We start from the raw sequence: 15061 nt of genomic DNA, 5'->3' as shown, positions 1-15061 counted from the left end.
TCATGGTCCTTTTCCTTGCAGTGGTCCTGTTCGCCTCGGCGATCGTCCTGCTCCGCCTGGCCCTGGTGAAGGCTGAGACCAGCACCGGCCTCGAGCGGTCGATCGCGAGCCTCGAGCAGATGTCCTCGAGCCCCTCCGCGCTGACCGAGGAGCTCGAGCTGTCGTTCGCCGACCGGGTGCTCGAGCCGCTCCAGGCCCGTGCGCTCACGCTGGGACGGCGGCTGACCGGAAGCGACAAGGCCGAGCGGTTGCGTCACAAGCTCGACCTGGCCGGCAACCCTCGGGACATGTCCGTCGACCGGATCGTCTCGCTCAAGGTGATGGCTGCCGTGGTGCTCGCGCTCTGCGGGCTGGCCTACGCGCTCCTCAGCGCCGCCAACCCGCTCCTCTACCTCGCGCTGGGTGCGGGCGGGGCCGCGATCGGCTTCGTCGCACCGGACCTCTACCTGTACCAGAAGGCCTACGACCGGTCCGAGGAGGTCCGTCGCACCCTGGCCGACGCCGTCGATCTGCTGACCATCAGCGTGGAAGCCGGTCTCGGCTTCGACGCCGCGGTGCAACAGGTGGCCCGCAACACCGGCGGTCCCCTCGCCGAGGAGTTCTCGCGGGTGCTCCGGGAGATGCAGCTCGGCAAGGGCCGCGCGGACTCGCTGCGGGGCCTGTCGGACCGGACCAACGTCGACGACCTGAAGACCTTCGTCGGCTCGATGGTGCAGGCCGACTCGTTCGGCATCTCGATCGCCCAGGTCCTCCGCGTCCAGTCCGGCGAGATGCGGATCAAGCGGCGGCAGTACGCAGAGAAGAAGGCACAGCAGGTGCCGGTGAAGATCATGGTTCCGCTGATCCTCTGCGTTCTGCCGTGTTTGATGACGGTAGTCCTGGGACCTGCGATCATTAGTGTGATCAGGCAATTCGGCGGCAGCTGAGAGGCCCAACAGATCACAGGAGACATGCCCACCGGACAGTCGTTCGCCGTCGTCGCAGCGGCCCGTTTGTTCGCGCTGCTGGCGATCGGCGCGCCCTCGTTGTGGTACCACAAGCCGGGGGCCCTCTTCGCGCTGTTGACGCTGGCCGTGCTGTGGCTCTACCAGGTCGCGACCGTCACCAAGCGCGACCTGGAGCTGACGCTGACGCCGGCAGTCGAAGCGGCGGCGGTCGGAGTCGTCTGCGCCCTGGGCATGCAGGACTCGCCGGCGATCCTGGCCGCCCTGGTCGTGCCGCCGCTCTATGCGACGGCGGCGGTCGGGCTGCGCACGATGGTGCGGGCGGTCGCCTTCCAGCTCGTGTCCGTCGTCTCCATCGGTCTGATGTGGCACGGGCGGGGTGAGGGGACGGACTGGGCGGAGTGGGGAGTCTCGATCTTCACCTGGTCGATGGCCGGGGTCGGGCTGAGCCTGGTCGCCAGCGTCACCTTCGCGTCGGAGCAGCGGTGGCGCGCGTCGCTCGACCCGCTGTCGCCGTACCGTGACGCCCAGCACCTGATCAAGCAGCTGATCGAGCTGTCCGGCAACCTCAGCTCCGGACTCGACGTCTCGGCGATCGGGGGCGAGATGCTGGGCGTGGTCGGGGACCACATCCCGAGCCGCGCGCTCGCGGTCTACGTGCCACGCGGCGATGCCCTGACGCCCGTGGCGTCCAGCGCCGACCTGGAGCCGAGCGACGCGGACGCCTGCGAGAAGCTGGCGATCGACGCCTGGGCCCGGGGCGAACCGGTCACCGCGGGTCAGGGGTTCGCCTTCGCCGCCGGTGACTCCGCGATCGTCGCCGGGCTCCGTCCGGGGAGGGACGCCATCAAGGTCGCCGAACCGCCGTTCGAGGACCTGAGGACGGCGCTGGCGCCGAGCGCGGTGAAGTTCGACACCGCCCTGCTGTTCTCCCACTTCCGCGACGTCGCCAGCGCCGACGAGCGGCAGCGGCTCGCCCGGGAGATGCACGACGGGGTTGCGCAGGACATCGCGTCGCTCGGCTACCTCGTCGACGCCCTGGCCGCCCGGCCGGCCGACGAGCAGCAGGCCAAGCAGTTCGCGATGCTGCGCGAGCGGGTGACCAAGGTGGTCGCCGAGGTCCGGCGCTCGGTGATGAACCTGCGCACCAGCATCGGCGAGAACGAGAGCCTCGGCGCCGCGATCAGCGCGGTCGCCCGCCACCTCTCCGAAGCGTCCGCGATCCCGATCCGGGTGCGGCTCGACGAGCAGCCCGCCCGCCTCCGCCCCGAGATCGAGGCCGAGCTGTTCCGGATCGCCCAGGAAGCTCTGAACAACGCGGTCAAGCACGCCCGCGCCACCGCGATCGACGTACGATGCCAGGTCTACGCCCCCGAAGCCCGGATCACCATCGCCGACGACGGCGTGGGGATGCAGGGCGGGCGCGCCGACTCCCACGGACTGAAGATCATGCGCGAGCGCGCGAAACTGATCGGAGCGCAGCTGACAGTGCGCGACAATGCAAGTCGCGGACTCACTGTCTCGGTCGTGCTCCGCGCCCCCGGCGGCCACGGTCACCACCAAGAACAGACTCAGAGCTTGGAGACCCGATGACGAGCGACAACATCACCATCCTGCTGGTCGATGACCACGAGCTGATCCGCAGCGGTCTCGGCGCCGTGCTCGACCTCGAGCCCGACATGACGGTCCTCGGCACCGCGGGGAGCGTGTCCGAGGCGATCGCGGCGTACGACAGCCTCCAGCCCATGGTCGTGGTCGCCGACCTGCAGCTCCAGGACGGCACCGGTCTCGACATCGTGCGGACGATCCGCAAGAAGAGCGACACGACCGGCCTCATCGTCCTGACGATGCACTCCGGTGACGACCAGATATTCGCGGCGATGCAGGCCGGCGCCTCCGGCTTCGTCGGCAAGGACGCTCCCGCCACCGAGGTGATCAAGGCGGCCCGCCATGCCGCGGTGTCGCCGAAGGCGTTCGTGTGCGCCGGTCTGGTCGGGGCGATGATGCGTCGCCGTTCCGGTGAGGTGACGGCTCTGACCGAACGGGAGCACGACGTGCTCCTCCTGCTGGCCGAGGGACTCAACGCAGCTGCCATCGGAGCGAAGCTCTACCTGTCCGAGTCCACGACCAAGTCCCACATCGCCCGGATCTACCAGAAGCTCGGCGCTGCCAACCGCGCCCAGGCACTGGTCACGGCCATGCGGATCGGTCTGCTCTCGACGGTGCAGCCGTCGGCCCGATAACCCCTCGGGTCTTGCGGGTCGCGCCCGTCGAGACCCGCCAGGTAGTCCTAAGGGACTACCACCATCGAGTCGAACTCCCGATCCGCAGCGGTGCCCTCCCGCGGCAGGATTCTGGTCATCGGGGGAAACCCCCGGGGACACCGTTTCAGCAACTTGAGGGAGAACTTCGATGATCCAGTACCTGCAGATCCTGCTCAACGCCCACCGCGACGAGGACCGGGGCGCGTCCGCCGTCGAGTACGGCCTCCTGGTCGCCCTGATCGCGGTCGTCATGGCCGTTGGTGCCACCTTCTTCGGCACCCAGCTCAGCGCGCTCTTCAACACCGTCGGCGGCCAGCTCTGACCTGAGCTCGACCAACGCCGAAGGCCGCACGTCCACCCGGGCGTGCGGCCTTCGCAGTTGCAGCACCAGCTCAGCTTCCCGGAGGCCACCGATGCACCAGCGCACCTGCCGCCCGACCCGTCCGGAGGACGGGGGCTCAGCGGTCGAGTACGGGATCCTCATCTCGGCGATCGTGCTGGTCATCGTCGGGATGATCACCGTCTTCGGCGGCCTGGTCTCCAACCTGTACGCCAACGTGTTCTAGTCAATCGGGACCATCCCGGTCCGGACGAAGTGCCGATCCCACGGACGCTGCGAACGGGAAGACTTGTCGCATCGGGGGAACCCACCCCGGGGACCAAACCTCGAGATCACCGCAGTCGGATGGGCCGGCGAGCACCAGATCTCATCCACACCACAGGGAGAACTCCGATGATCCAGTACCTCCAGATCCTGCTCAACGCCCACCGCGACGAGGACCGGGGCGCGTCCGCAGTCGAGTACGGCCTCCTGGTCGCCCTGATCGCGGTCGTCATGGCCGTTGGTGCCACCTTCTTCGGCACCCAGCTCAGCGCGCTCTTCAACACCGTCGGCGGCCAGCTCTGACCTGACACCACGAACGGCCGAAGGCCGCACGCCCGGGGGGACGTGCGGCCTTCGGCAATTCTTGCTCACTCCTGCCGGGCGATCGCGATCCGCTCGAGCACGGTCGGGTGCGAGCCGAACCACCACTGCGACCACGCGGGCGGCGTCGGGTCGGCGAGGGACTTGACGGCGAGGCGCCGCTGGAGCGCGACGAACGGGTGCGGAGCGTTCGTGGCCTCCAGCGCGTCGACATCGGCACGGGTCTCGATCTGCCGGCTGATGCCGTTCTGGATCGGGCTCGCCAGGACCGTGGCGAGGGCTGTGAGGGCGAGGATCATCGGCACCGCGCCCACCTCGCTCGTCCGCGGCCGGCCGCGCCGTTCCGCGTACCCCGCCAGCAGCCCGAGGAGGCCGACGCCCACCAGCGCGCCGGCAGCACCCAGCGACGTGCCGATCAGCACGTCGTCATGGCGGGCGTGCGCCAGCTCGTGGGCGACGACCGACAGTGCCTGCTCCTCCGAGAGGTCGTCGACGAGAGTGTCGTAGACGACCACCCGGCGGGTGCCCCCGAAGCCCGACACATAGGCGTTGAGCGTCGTCGTACGACGGGACGCGTCGGCGACCAGCACCTCGTCGACCTCGACCCCCTCCTCGTCCGCGAGCTGGAGGATCTGGGTCCGCAGCGAGCCGTCCTCGAGCGGGGTGAAGGAGTTGAAGAGCGGCTCGACCAGCAGCGGGTAGACGAACGAGCCGGCGACGACGAAGCACGCCAGCACTCCCCCGGCCACGGCCGGCCAGGCGCGCGACCACCGACGAGCGATCCCGATCAGGGCGACGACCGCGATCGAGGTGGTCACGATGTCGACCAGCTCGCCCTTGACGAGGTCGTAGACCCACGTCGACCACGACGCCGTGCTGAGGCCCACGTCGAGCTGCAGCCGTCGTTGCGCGACTGCGAACGGCAGCGTCACCAGCCTGCCGATCAGGACCAGCGCCGCCACGACGAGGATCACCCGCACCCACCACGGGGGCCCGGACGTCCGGTCGACCAGCCGGCGTCCCCACGAGCCGAACCCGAGCCAGCACGCCACGGCGAGCGAGACCGCCAGCGAGCTCCAGCCCCACACCCGCGCCCACCGGGCGTAGTCCTCGGCGCGTCGGACCTGCTCGGCGGTGAAGACCGAGTCGGTCGCGACCGGATCCGGAGCGCCGCCCGGGACCGGGTGCCACGGCACCAGCCAGGTGGCGAGCAGCACGAACGCCGCCAGACCGATGATCGTGGTGCCGGCGGCGATCTGACGCTGCCCCGTGGTGTCGGCCACGTCAGCTGCCGACGGACGAGATGGACGTGAGCTTGGCCTGCCAGGCACGGGTGAGGTCGTCGATCGTCCAGTCGAACCGTCGGCGCAGCTCGCTGGGAAGGTCGGCACCACCCAGCACCGCGTCGTAGAGCTCCACCAGGGCCTCCTCTCCACCCCGCTCCGCCAGTGTCACGCAGACCAGCCAGGCAGCCTCGTAGGCGGCGCCGAGGTGCTGCGCGCTGGAGTCGAGGTCGGCACTGCTCGGCAGCTGGTCCGGGACACCGTCCGTCCGCACCTGTGCGGTGATCTGGCCCGCGGTCCGGGACACGGGCAGGTCGACGTCACGGAGGGCGACGTAGTCGGCGAAGCCCTCGAGCAACCACGGTTCCACGCCAGTGGTGGTCGGCGCCGCCGTCAGCGCGTGCACCGCCTCGTGACTCACCACCACCTGAGCCGCCAACGGACCGAGCCGGCCGAACACGTCGGGGTTCAGGAACACGTGGATCGGCCTGCCCGGCACATTGGCGCCGTCGGCCGACGTCGTGACCGCGGCCACCGCGTCGTACGTCCCGGCCGGCAGGCCGAGCGCCGCATGGAGGGCCGCACCGGAGGCCGGGACCTCGACCACGAGCCGCTCAGCCCGCTGCCCGAGCACCCGTCGCGCGACGACCAGCGCCTGCTCGGCCTCGGCGGCGAGGGGGCGGATCGGAATGACGCCGTCAGCCACCAGCACCACCGTGTCGGAGGTACGGCGGACGCTCGTCGCCGCGCCGAGCCACACCGGGCTCTGGCCCACTCCCCCGCCGACGGTGCTGATCCGCGTGCCGTCATCGGCGAACGCGAACTCGACCTCGGCCCGCGCCGGGGTGTCCTCGAAGCCGGAGATCCGCCAGGTCGTCGCGACCGCCGCCGTCCAGGTGCCGTCGGGGGCCACCTGTCCGTTCTCGGTCACATAGCTGAACGTCACGTCCGAGAGGTCGAGGGCGGCTGCCGTCTCGGCGATCGAGCGGAGCGTGTCCTGCGCCGGCCCGTCGCTGCCGAGGTCCGCAGCCGCGTCGGCGTCATGGCGCCGCAGCGCCCGTTCGAGCTGGTCGAGGGTGCCGGCGGCCGCGGACGGGGCGATCGCGTCGCTGGACGCGCTCGGCGTCGGCGCGACGTACGGCTCGTCAGAGTCGCAGCCAGCGAGCAGACCGACCGCGAGCAGGGCTCCCAGGAGCGGGAGCCGCCAGCGATCAGCCCGGGCGGACCGCACCGACGTACGGCATCGAGTGCAGGTCGGCCACCCGAACACCAGCACCGGGGTTCGCGGCGCCGGCGATCAGACCGTTGCCGATGTACATCTCGACGTGGCTGATCGGACTGTAGTAGAACACCAGGTCGCCCGGCATCAGCTGGCTCTCGGACACGCGTGCGCCGCTGCTGTACTGCGCGCTCGACGAGTGCGGGAGCGAGACGCCGGCCTGGGCCCACGCCATCATGGTCAGACCGGAGCAGTCGAACGCGTCCGGTCCGGCGGCGCCGTAGACGTAGGCGTCGCCGACCTGGGCCATGAGGTACTGAACAGCGGCGGCGGCACGGCCCTCGGCGGGCACGGAGGAAGGAGCCCGGACGTCGCCGTCACGGGACAGGATCGCGGCGCGCTCCTCGGCCTCGAGGTCGTCGAGCAGCTCCTCGGCCTCGGCCAGCTTCTCGTCGACCGTGTCCTTCTCGTCCTTGAGGTCGGCCTCGAGCTCGGCGATCTGGTCGCGGCGCTCGGAGGTCTCCTTGCGGCGGATCGAGTAGGCCTTGAGCTCGTCGTTGTAGTCGGAGAGCAGGGAGTCCTGCAGGTCGCTCACGGTCGAGAACGTCGACAGCTCGTTGAGGAAGGCGTCCTCGTCGGCGTTGAGGAGCTCGGCTGCCGGGCCCAGGGTCTGGCCCTGGAACTGGCGGATCACGGAGTCGCGGACGTCGGCGCGCACCCGGGCGACCTCGTCGCCCTGGCGAACCTCGTCGGACTCGAGAGAGTCGAGCTCGTCGGAGAGCTCGGAGAGCTCGAGCTTGGCGTCGTTGTAGCGCTCCTGCGCCTGCTCCGCCTCTTCGTAGAGGCGGTCGACCCGCGCCCGGACGTCATCGATGTCGGGCTCGGCCTGGGCGGGCACGGAACCGTTGACCGTCAGGACCACGGTTCCGGCGAGAACGAGTGCGCTCAGCGCGCTGGCAAGACGTTTGCGACCGTTCAGCACGAGCTGGGGGGTCTCCTCTGGTGTCGTACGCCTACCGGGTGAGCTGACGGGTTCGGGCACGACTTGCCCTACCCGTGCTCCTCGCGCCCGTGTCCACGGCCGCGCCTTGCACGGGATTCACCCCAGGATGGTGTGGGTCCCCGGCTCCGGTGCCGCGTGCGACACCAGACTCGACGCGGTGCCCGCGCGGATCGGGTTCGACCCACTTCCACGGACACCTGAGCGAGCAGCCTAAACCCGTCGCGAGGCCTCGCCAAACCCCGGCTCGCCGGATTGTGGGCAGGATCTCTGAGGCACGCGTCACACGAGTCACACGGGTCACTCAGGCGGACTCGACCTCGGGTCCGTCGACCGGGCGGACGAGCCGGAGTCGTGGCACCAGTCCCTCGTCCGCGAGCACGTCGAGCGCCCGCAGCTCCTCGTCGTCGATGGTCAGCTCCGGCGGCGGCCCGAGGAGGACGGTGACCACGCAGTCGTGGCACGCCAGTCCGCGGACCAGGCAGGTGTCGCAGTCGATCGTCGTCGTCATGCGACGACCGTGACAGGAGCCCCCGACACATCCTTGGTTTTCGAAGCTCTCTCCGCTCGCGCCTCCCCCGTCGTGTCGGAGGTTCCTCCTACCGTCGGCGACATGACCACCGCACCCGTCCGGAGCCGCTGGGAGGAGCAGCGCTCCTTCGACGAGCTCGGCCGGCCGTTGCGGGACGTGACCTTCTGCGTGGTCGACCTGGAGACGACCGGCGGCTCGGTGGGTGACGGCGACAGGATCACCGAGATCGGCGCGGTCAAGGTCCGCGGTGGCGAGGTGATCGGCGAGTTCCAGACCCTGGTCAACCCCGACACCGCGATCCCGGCGTTCATCGCCGTGCTGACCGGGATCACCAACGGCATGGTCGCCGACGCCCCGCCGATCAGCTCGGCGCTCCCCGCGTTCCTGGAGTTCGCACGCGGCTCGGTGCTGGTTGCTCACAACGCGGGGTTCGACGTCGGCTTCCTCCGTCACTTCGCCCGCGAGCAGGACCTCCCCTGGCCGGACTTCGAGGTCGTCGACACGGTCAAGCTCGCCCGGCGGGTGGTCACCCGCGACGAGGCGCCCAACCACAAGCTGTCGTCGTTGGCCCGGGTGTTCCGTTCGGGCACCACGCCCAACCACCGGGCGCTCGCCGACGCGCGCGCGACGGTCGACGTGCTCCACGGCCTGATGGAGCGCCTCGGCAGCCTCGGCGTGCATACGCTCGAGGAGCTGCAGACCTACTCGTCGAAGGTCGCGGCGGCGCAGCGCCGCAAGCGGCACCTCGCCGACCGCCTCCCCCACGCCCCGGGCGTCTACCTGTTCTGCGACGACCAGTCCCGGGTGCTCTACGTCGGCACCTCCAAGGACCTGCGCAAGCGGGTGCGCTCCTACTTCACCGCCTCCGAGACCCGGTCCCGGATCGGCGAGATGGTCCGACTGGCCTCCTCCGTCACCGGCATCGAGTGCGCGACCCCGCTCGAGGCCGAGGTCCGCGAGCTGCGCCTCATCGCGGAGCACAAGCCGTCCTACAACCGGCGCTCACGCTTCCCGGAGAAGGTCACCTTCGTCAAGCTCACCCGGGAGCCCTGGCCGCGGCTGTCGCTGGTCAAGCGGGTGCTCGACGACGACGCCGACTACCTCGGTCCGTTCTCGTCCCGCTCGGCCGCCGAGAGCTGCCTGGCCGCGCTGCACGAGACGTTCCCGATCCGCCAGTGCTCCGACAAGTTCGGTCGCCACCCGTCGCGCTCCGCCTGTGTGCTCGCCGAGCTCGGTCGCTGCCTGTCACCCTGCGACGGCAGCGTGGACTCGAGCACCTACGCCGCCGTCGTCCGCCAGCTGCGGGACGCGCTGCTGCGCCATCCCGACGACGTGGTCGAGCTGGTCAACGCCAAGATGGCCGCCCTCGCCGAGCAGGAGCGGTTCGAGGAGGCGGGCGTCCATCGCGATCGCCTGGCGTCGTTCGTGCGCGCCGCTGCCCGGACCCAGCGGCTGACGTCGCTCACGCGCTGCCCCGAGGTGGTCGCCACCCGCCGCGACGACGGCGGTCGCTGGTGCGTCCACGTGATCCGGCACGGGCGGCTGGCGGCGGCCGGCGTGATCCCCAGCGGCGTCGACGCGCGCAGCTACGTCGAGCAGCTCCGCGTGTCCGCCGAGACGGTCGTGCCCAGCATCGGGCCGATCCCCGCCGCGACCGCCGAGGAGTCCGAGCGGATCCTGCGGTGGCTCGAGCTGCCCGGCATCCGCCTGGTCGAGGTCGACGGCGAGTGGACGTGCCCCGTGCGCGGCGCCGGCCGTCCTCACCCGTCGACCGCGACGTCCTAGGCTGATCCCATGATCACCGCCATCGTCTTCGTCAAGGCCGACGTCGCCCGGATCCCCGAGGTCGCCGAGGCGATCGCCGCGCTCGACGGGGTCAGCGAGGTCTACTCGGTGACCGGTCAGATCGACCTGATCGCGCTGGTGCGGGTGCGCCGGCACGAGGAGATCGCAGCGGTCGTGGCGGACCAGCTCAACAAGGTGCCCGGTGTCATCGACACCGAGACCCACATCGCCTTCCGTGCCTACTCCCGGCACGACCTCGAGTCGGCGTTCTCCCTGGGTCTCGACTGACGATCGGACAACGCCTTCGTCAGCGGACGACCTGCGCGGTCGGCGCGCTGACCTTCCTCGCCGTCTGGTAGCCCGCGAGCCGGCCGGTCACGACGACGGTGATCCGCTTGCCCCGCGCGGTACGCGGGATCACGAACGACTGCCGCGCGCCCCTCGGCCCGGTGACCGCGTTCCTGCCGATCTTCCAACGGTAGGAGAGCCTCACGCCGGTCGGACCCCAGAAACCCGTGGACGCCAGGAGTGTCTGACCGACCTTCGCCTGTCCGCTGATGGCGGGTGTACCAGCGGTCAGCGCACCGAGGGCGACCGCCGCTGTCGGGGCGCTCGCGACGGTCTTCGGCGCATAGCCCGCCCTCCGACCGGTCACCTTCAGGACGATCGGACTGCCCACCGCACTGGCCGGGACGGTCAGGAACCTGCTGCCCTCGGCGAGGAGGGTGTCGCCGGCGTACCACTGATAGCTCAGGATCGAGCCGCTCGGGTCCCAGTCGGTGACCAGCCCGCTGAGCTGCTGACCCACCTGGGGGGTGCCCGTCACCACCGGCGTCGCGCCCTGCATCGTGGCGCCGAGGATGGTCACGGGAGCGCTCTCCTGCGGTGCTGCGGTGTACCCGGTCTTGACACCGGCGACCACGACCGAGATATCCGAGCCGACATCGTCTGCGCGGATCGTGTAGTTGGCGTAGACCGCGTTGGCGATGACGCTTCCGTTGCGCTTCCACTGGTAGCTGTAGCGGTCCGGCACCGGCGTCCAGCCGGTCCCGGGGTCGGCGGTCAGCGTCTTGCCGTACGACGCGGTCCCGTCCACGACGATGCTCGGCTGGTCCGTGCTGGTCCAGTCCTGGAGCCGGATCGGGCCGTACGGCGCGCTCAACCAGGGCTTGTCGGTGAAGTTGAGGCGCTTCGCCGTCGCCTGGACGGTGATCATCTTGCCGGCCTGGGCCGCGCCGATGGTGAACGTCTGGGACGTCGCTCCCAAGATCAGCTGGCCGTCGGCGTACCACCGCCAGGCCCAGGTGTCCTCGCGCGGGACCGTGTGGCCGATCTGAGCGGTCAGCACGTCACCCACTGCCGCCGTCCCCCCGGACGGCCCGGTGATGGTCGGGGCCTCGCCCTCGACGAACGTGCCACTGGCGATCGGCGTGGTGACGTACCACGTCCCGGACTCGCCGGTCGAGGGGAAGGTCTCGTACCGACGACCGTCCACGACGCCGGTGACCAGCACGATCAGCACCTTGCCCCTGTCACCCGCGGTCGGCACGTAGGCCTGGCGGTCGGCGTCGGGGATCGCCTGCCAGACGCTCATGTCGCCGATGAGTGCGTTGGTCGAAGTCGTCCGGTACCACCGGAACCGGAGCTCCACCGGGACGGCGGAAGGCGAACGCCATCCGTTGCCGTCGCTGTCGTACCTCTCGACCACCTCGGTGGAGGGGATCGGGTCGTAGACGAGCGCATTGCCGACGCCGCGGATTCCGGCGATCACTCCACCGCCATGAACGGGGTTGGGCTCGACGCCCGTCCCGGCTCTGCAGGACGCCCCGAGACGCACGCGATCGAGGAGCGCGACCGAGTCCAGGTCGCCATTGGCCCAGTCCGCCACCGTGATGTCCACGACCTCGTCGCCCGAGGCGAAGGTGAGCGGGATCCGTGCGGTGTCGCGGGTGGTCACGCTGTTCAGGGCAGTCACCTCGGGCAGCCACGGCTGCTCCGCCGTACCGGGCGCCGGGTCGAGGGGGTCGCCGGGGTGGTGCCAGTACATGACCGCGTTCGACGTGTAGGGGACGGGGGCCGCGGGCCGCGTGGCCTGGCTGAAGTAGCCCCAGCCCGCGTTCATGGCGTACTCCGTCGGCTCCCCGCGCCTCGTGATGCTGATGTCGTCGCCGCGATTGCCGTCGTGGTAGGTGTACTTGTGGACGGGTTCCTCCGTGCCCAGGGCGAAGTCGACGAAGAGGCATCCCGCTCCAGTCGCGTCGTCCACCGTCAGCGTCAGGGTCGAGCTGTCGGACACCCCGTCCTCGCCGCGGTCGGCGCTGAGCTGCGCGTCCGGGTCGGGCACCGCGGGGAACGCCGTGGGCGCGTACCCGGTCGACAACACGTAGTAGTCCGAGCCCTGCGACGGGAAGTCGTCGAACGCCCTGGTCGACACGGCACCGCTGCCCGTGACGCTCGCGCTGACGCCGGTCGGCAGGCCGAGCGCGGCGGTCGGGTCCGGCGGCGCGGCCGACGCCGATGGCGTCGTCGCGAGCACCGCCAGCGAGCTGCCGACGACGGCGGTGAGCACGGGCAGCACGAGCCGATGCGAAGTCACGAGATTTTCCTCCGGTGTTGATCCCCACGAGCGGATGCGTCAGCGCACTGCCCGTGTCCCCGGGCCCACTCCCGCCGCGAGACTAGGCGTCGCGGCCCGCCCGCTGACACGGGCAGCCAGACACTCCTGTTAGTCAGTTCGAACTAGGGGGACGGGGGTCCGTCTCGCGAGGCTCAGCCGGCCGCGGCGGCCACCCAGCGGTCCAGCGTCGCCTGGGCGGCACCGGAGTCGATCGCCTCGGCCGCCCGGGCGATGCCGGCGGCCAATGCCTCGTGGACGTCGGCGCCGGGGGCGCCGTAGACGGCCAGCCCCGCTCCCGCGTTGAGGAGTACGGCGTCCCGCACCGGGCCGGTCTCCCCCGCCAGCAGGCGGCGTACGACGTCCGCGTTGTGCTCGGCGTCCCCGCCGCGGAGTGCGTCCCTCTCCACCCGCGGCAGCCCGAACGCCGTCGGGTCGACCGAGGTGGTGGTGACCTCTCCGTCGTGGGCGACCCATACCGCCGAGGTGGTGGTCGTCGTGAGCTCGTCGAGCCCGTCGTCGCCTCGGAACACCCAGGCGTCGACGCCGCGGGCCGCGAGCACCCCCGCCATCACCGGAGCGATCCGCGAGTCGGCGCAGCCGACCGCCCGCGCCTGCGCGTGGGCCGGGTTGGTGAGCGGGCCGAGCATGTTGAAGGTCGTGCCGATGCCGAGCTCGCTGCGCGCCGGGCCGGCGAACCGCAGCGCGGGATGGAAGGTCTTGGCGAAGCAGAAGGTGATGCCGGCCTCCTCGACGACCGCTGCCACCCGCTCCGCGGGCAGGTCGAGCCGGATCCCGAGGACCCGCAGCACGTCGGCCGACCCCGACTGGGAGCTCGCCGAGACGTTGCCGTGCTTGACCACCTTGGCCCCTGCGCCGGCTGCGACGATCGCCGCCATAGTCGAGATGTTGACCGACATCGACCGGTCCCCTCCGGTGCCGACCACGTCGAGCAGCCGCCCGGACACCGTGATGGGGGTGGCGGCGGCGTACATCGCGTCGACCAGGCCGGTGACCTCGGCGACGGTCTCGCCCTTGGCCCGCAGCGCGACCGCGAAGCCGGCGATCTGCGCGTCCGTGGCCTCGCCCGCGAGGATCTCGCCGGTCGCCCAGGCGACCTGCTCGGAGGTCAGCTCGGTGCCGGCGACCAGCGCACTGAGGACCTCCGGCCAGGTGTGTCCGCTCACGCCGACGTGGCCGGGACGCGCGACCGCAGCAGGGCGATGACCGCCTCGGCGAGCTGGATCGGGTCGATCGGGTGCGGGACCGCGGCGTCCGCGCGGGACCAGGTGGCGAGCCACGCGTCCTGTGGGCGGCCGGTCAGCACCAGCAACGGCGGGCACTGGTAGATCTCGTCCTTGAGCTGCTTGGCAATGCCCATGCCACCGGCCGGGACCGCCTCGCCGTCGAGGATCGCGAGGTCGACGTGCCCGGCGTCCATGTTCTGGATGACGACCGGCTCGGTCGCCACCTCGACGTACTCCACCTCGGGCAGGTCCGGGTGGGGCCGCCGCCCCAGCGCCAGGATCACCTGCTCGCGGGTGTGGACGTCGTCGCTGTAGACGAGAACCTTGAGTGCCTTGGAGTCCGTCACGCGGCGTACGTTACTCGGAGGGTCGCGCCTGGCGCTCGAGCCGGTCCAGGCGCCGGTCCTCGCGCTCGGCCTCCTTCATCGACGCCCGCACCCACTGCACGAAGAGCACGACGAAGAAGACGATGCCGACCAGGTCGCCGGCACCCCACAGGATCCCGCCGGCCAGCTCCTGGTCCGCGCGCGGATCGGGCAGCCACGACCCCATCGGCCCGTCGTGGAGCGACGGGTAGTGGTCGCCGCCGATCAGTGCGCTCTGCCCCATGATCGTCACGCCCAGGAAGGCGTGGAACGGCAGCGTGAGCACGGTCAGCAGCACCCGGAACGGGTGCGCGACCCGCCCGGGCAGCGGATCCACCCCCACGATCGGCCAGAAGAAGAGCGCGCCGACGGTCACCAGGTGGACGTGCATCATCTCGTGCACGTACGCGTTGGAGAGCGAGGCGTCGTACCACCCGGTGAAGTAGAGCGCCCACGGCGAGATGACGTAGAGCAGGAAGGCCAGCGGCGGGAACGACAGCACCCGGGCGACCCGGGAGTGGAGTACGGCGAGCAGCCACCCCCGTGGCGACTTCGGCAGCGTGCGCAGGGCGAGTGTCACGGGCGCGCCCAGCGCCAGCGACAGCGGAACCACCATCGAGAGCACCATGTGCTGCGCCATGTGCACGCTCAGCAGCACCGTGTCGTAGGCGGCGACACCCGACGACGTCGCCAGGTAGAAGGCCAGCATCCCGACGCCCCAGGCGATCGACCGGCCGATCGGCCACCGGTCCCCGCGCCGGGTCAACGCGCGCACGCCGAGGGCGTACAGCCCGACCGCCCACACCGTCACCACGAGCGGCAACGGGGCGAGCGTCCACTCGGTCACGAGCGTCGCCCAGGAGAGCGGTTCCACGGACAGACG

Annotated in this window: 16 protein-coding genes and 1 riboswitch; of the genes, 8 read left to right on the top strand and 8 right to left on the bottom strand. The window is 70.8% G+C overall.

Features of this window, described 5'->3' with window-relative positions; genetic code table 11:
• Positions 1-2 precede the first annotated feature (2 nt).
• The 6 genes from D0Z08_RS12280 (at position 3) to D0Z08_RS12255 (ending at position 4115) form a co-directional block, all read left to right on the top strand.
• A complete protein-coding gene (locus D0Z08_RS12280) occupies positions 3-926 on the top strand; it encodes a type II secretion system F family protein (protein WP_118925518.1) in 924 nt (307 codons plus the stop codon).
• A 24-nt stretch (positions 927-950) separates the two neighbouring features.
• Positions 951-2537, top strand: a complete 1587-nt coding sequence (locus D0Z08_RS12275; protein ID WP_118925517.1) for a sensor histidine kinase — start codon at positions 951-953, stop codon at positions 2535-2537.
• Complete coding sequence (locus D0Z08_RS12270) at positions 2534-3187, top strand: response regulator (RefSeq protein WP_118925516.1); 654 nt, start codon at positions 2534-2536, stop codon at positions 3185-3187. The genes D0Z08_RS12275 and D0Z08_RS12270 overlap by 4 nt, the downstream gene beginning before the upstream one ends.
• A 169-nt stretch (positions 3188-3356) precedes the next feature.
• Entirely contained in the window at positions 3357-3530 is a 174-nt protein-coding gene (locus tag D0Z08_RS12265) for a Flp family type IVb pilin (protein ID WP_118925514.1), read from the top strand.
• A gap of 91 nt (positions 3531-3621) precedes the next feature.
• Positions 3622-3774 carry a Flp family type IVb pilin gene (locus D0Z08_RS12260; protein ID WP_118925515.1) on the top strand — a complete coding sequence of 51 codons (153 nt, stop codon included), beginning with the start codon at positions 3622-3624 and terminating at the stop codon, positions 3772-3774.
• Positions 3775-3941: 167 nt separating this feature from the next.
• Positions 3942-4115 (top strand): Flp family type IVb pilin, encoded by a 174-nt coding sequence (locus D0Z08_RS12255; RefSeq protein ID WP_118925514.1) that lies wholly within the window; start codon positions 3942-3944, stop codon positions 4113-4115.
• 65 nt (positions 4116-4180) lie between these two features.
• Here the strand turns inward: D0Z08_RS12255 and D0Z08_RS12250 are convergent, their stop codons facing one another.
• The 4 genes from D0Z08_RS12250 to D0Z08_RS12235 form a co-directional block, all read right to left on the bottom strand.
• Complete coding sequence (locus tag D0Z08_RS12250) at positions 4181-5416, bottom strand: M48 family metallopeptidase (RefSeq protein ID WP_118925513.1); 1236 nt, start codon at positions 5414-5416, stop codon at positions 4181-4183.
• 1 nt (position 5417) lies between these two features.
• Positions 5418-6647, bottom strand: coding sequence for a hypothetical protein (locus D0Z08_RS12245; RefSeq protein ID WP_118925512.1), 1230 nt, complete (start codon positions 6645-6647; stop codon positions 5418-5420).
• Positions 6628-7617: a C40 family peptidase gene (locus D0Z08_RS12240; protein WP_245993904.1), complete on the bottom strand. Its 990-nt coding sequence runs from the start codon at positions 7615-7617 to the stop codon at positions 6628-6630. The genes D0Z08_RS12245 and D0Z08_RS12240 overlap by 20 nt, the downstream gene beginning before the upstream one ends.
• Before the next feature lie 13 nt (positions 7618-7630).
• A riboswitch (cyclic di-AMP (ydaO/yuaA leader) is annotated at positions 7631-7791 on the bottom strand.
• Between the two features lie 148 nt (positions 7792-7939).
• The gene (locus D0Z08_RS12235) at positions 7940-8146 is read right to left on the bottom strand and encodes a hypothetical protein (RefSeq protein WP_118925511.1); all 207 of its coding nucleotides are present in this window, start codon (positions 8144-8146) and stop codon (positions 7940-7942) included.
• 102 nt (positions 8147-8248) lie between these two features.
• Here D0Z08_RS12235 and D0Z08_RS12230 point away from each other — a divergent pair, with 102 nt between their 5' ends.
• Together D0Z08_RS12230 and D0Z08_RS12225 are read left to right on the top strand one after the other, a co-directional pair.
• Positions 8249-9952 carry a DEDD exonuclease domain-containing protein gene (locus tag D0Z08_RS12230; RefSeq protein ID WP_118925510.1) on the top strand — a complete coding sequence of 568 codons (1704 nt, stop codon included), beginning with the start codon at positions 8249-8251 and terminating at the stop codon, positions 9950-9952.
• 9 nt (positions 9953-9961) lie between these two features.
• The gene (locus D0Z08_RS12225; RefSeq protein ID WP_118925509.1) at positions 9962-10240 is read left to right on the top strand and encodes an Lrp/AsnC family transcriptional regulator; all 279 of its coding nucleotides are present in this window, start codon (positions 9962-9964) and stop codon (positions 10238-10240) included.
• A 19-nt stretch (positions 10241-10259) separates the two neighbouring features.
• On the opposite strand, the gene D0Z08_RS12220 is transcribed toward D0Z08_RS12225, so the two are convergent.
• From D0Z08_RS12220 to D0Z08_RS12205, 4 genes are all read right to left on the bottom strand, one after another.
• Positions 10260-12548 carry a hypothetical protein gene (locus tag D0Z08_RS12220; protein ID WP_118925508.1) on the bottom strand — a complete coding sequence of 763 codons (2289 nt, stop codon included), beginning with the start codon at positions 12546-12548 and terminating at the stop codon, positions 10260-10262.
• Positions 12549-12721: 173 nt separating this feature from the next.
• On the bottom strand, positions 12722-13753 hold the full coding sequence (trpD, locus tag D0Z08_RS12215; protein WP_118925507.1) for an anthranilate phosphoribosyltransferase: 1032 nt from the start codon (positions 13751-13753) through the stop codon (positions 12722-12724).
• Positions 13750-14160 (bottom strand): Rv3143 family two-component system response regulator, encoded by a 411-nt coding sequence (locus tag D0Z08_RS12210; RefSeq protein WP_118925506.1) that lies wholly within the window; start codon positions 14158-14160, stop codon positions 13750-13752. The genes trpD and D0Z08_RS12210 overlap by 4 nt, the downstream gene beginning before the upstream one ends.
• A 10-nt stretch (positions 14161-14170) precedes the next feature.
• On the bottom strand, positions 14171-15052 hold the full coding sequence (locus D0Z08_RS12205) for a cytochrome c oxidase assembly protein (protein WP_245993903.1): 882 nt from the start codon (positions 15050-15052) through the stop codon (positions 14171-14173).
• Between the last annotated feature and the right edge of the window lie 9 nt (positions 15053-15061).

The organism is Nocardioides immobilis (assembly GCF_003515065.1).
GTDB classification, from domain to species: Bacteria; Actinomycetota; Actinomycetes; order Propionibacteriales; family Nocardioidaceae; genus Nocardioides; species Nocardioides immobilis.
Note: the sequence above shows the minus strand (reverse complement) of the source record. Positions and strands in the feature narration are given on the sequence as shown.